This window comes from Mycobacterium sp. E2497, assembly GCF_001668695.1.
GTDB lineage: Bacteria > Actinomycetota > Actinomycetes > Mycobacteriales > Mycobacteriaceae > Mycobacterium.
Window position 1 is genome coordinate 1 of sequence record NZ_LZKD01000234.1, and the last position, 1,854, is coordinate 1,854.

Annotated in this window: 1 protein-coding gene; it reads left to right on the forward strand. The window is 69.8% G+C overall.

What is annotated here, in order from left to right:
• Positions 1 to 1,854, forward strand: a 1,854-nt coding sequence (locus tag A5713_RS21840) for a condensation domain-containing protein (RefSeq protein WP_156751983.1), incomplete at both ends; no start/stop codon positions are given.

Here is a 1,854-nt window from a genome sequence, read left to right on the forward strand (position 1 = left end):
GGTCGGCGTCGACGACTCGTTCTTCGACCTGGGCGGGGACTCGCTGTCGGCGATGCGCCTGATCGCGGCGGTCAACGCGAGTATGAACGCAAACCTCGGGGTGCGGGCCGTCTTCGAGGCGCCCACCGTCGCCGAGTTGGTGCTTCTCGTCGGTGACGAAGCCAACCGGCCGGAGCCCCTGGTGGCGCGGGACCGCCCGGCGGTGATTCCGCTGTCATTCGCCCAGACCCGGCTGTGGTTCATCGACCAGTTCCAGGGCCCCTCACCGATTTACAACGTCACCGTGGCGTTGCGGTTGCGCGGGTACCTGAACGCGGACGCGCTCGGTGCGGCGCTGGCCGACGTCGTGGCCCGGCACGAAAGCCTGCGCACCGTGTTTGCGGCCGCCGACGGGATCCCGCAGCAGGTGGTGATTCCCGCCGAGCGGATCGGCTTCGCCTGCGAGGTCGTCGACGCCCGCGGGTGGCCGGAAGACCGGCTGCGTGAGCGCATGGCCGCGGCGGCCCGCTACACCTTCGATCTGGCGAGCGAAAGCCCGCTGCACACCGAGCTTTTCACCCTCGGCGACGACGCGCACATCCTGCTGGTCGCGGTGCACCACATCGCCGCCGACGGCTGGTCGATCACCCCGTTCGCGCGTGACCTCGGGGTGGCGTATGCCAGCCGGTGTGCGGGGCATGCCCCCGACTGGGCGCCGTTGGCGGTGCAGTACGTCGACTACACCCTGTGGCAGCGCGCGCATCTCGGTGACGTCGATGATGCCGACAGCCGCATCTCGGCCCAGCTGAACTTCTGGGCCGACGCCCTGGCCGGGCTGCCGGAACGCCTGCAGCTGCCGACGGATCGGCCCTACCCGCAGGTCGCCGACCACCGCGGCGCCCGTCTGGCGGTCGACTGGCCGGCGGAGCTGCAGCAGCAGATTCGCCGGGCGGCGCGCGAGCACAACGCGACCAGCTTCATGGTGATCCAGGCCGCGTTCGCCGCGCTGCTCTCCAAGATCAGCGCGAGCGATGACGTGGCGGTGGGCTTCCCGATCGCCGGGCGAACCGAGCCGGCGCTCGACGAGTTGATCGGCTTCTTCGTCAACACCCTGGTGCTGCGGGTCGACCTGAAAGAGCTAGGCGGGGATCCCACGTTCGCCGACCTGCTGGCGCAGGTGCGACGGCGCAGCCTGGCCGCCTTCGAACACCAGGACGTGCCCTTCGAACTGCTGGTGGAACGGCTCAATCCGACCCGGAGCATGAGCCATCATCCGCTGATCCAGGTGTTGTTGGGCTGGGAGAACTTCCCCGGGGAGGTCACTGCCCCGGCGGGCGGATTGGCCCTGGGCGATCTGCAGGTCACGCCGATGCCCGTGCACACCGACACCGCTCGCATGGATTTGACGTTCTCCCTTGCCGAGCGCTTCACCGAGTCGGGGGCGCGCGCCGGCATTGTCGTGACGGCCGAATACCGCACCGACGTGTTCGATGCCCACACGGTCGAGCGATTGATCGAGCGGTTGCAGCGGCTGCTGACGGCAGTCACCGCCGAACCTGAGCGACGGCTGTCGTCGATCGACCTGCTCGATGCCGGTGAGCACGCCCGGCTGGAGAGGTGGGGCAACAGGGGAGTGCTGACCCGGCCGACAATGCCGGTGACGGTTCCGGCGTTGTTCGCCGCGCAGGCGGCCCGCACCCCCGACGCGGTGGCCCTGGTCTGCGACGGCACATCCATGACGTACCGGGAGCTGGACGAGGCCGCCAACCGGCTGGCGCACCTGCTGATCGAGAACGGCGCCCGCCCGGGCGAACGGGTGGCGCTGCTGTTCTCGCGTTCGGCCGAGGCGATCGTGGCGATCCTGGCCGCGGTCAA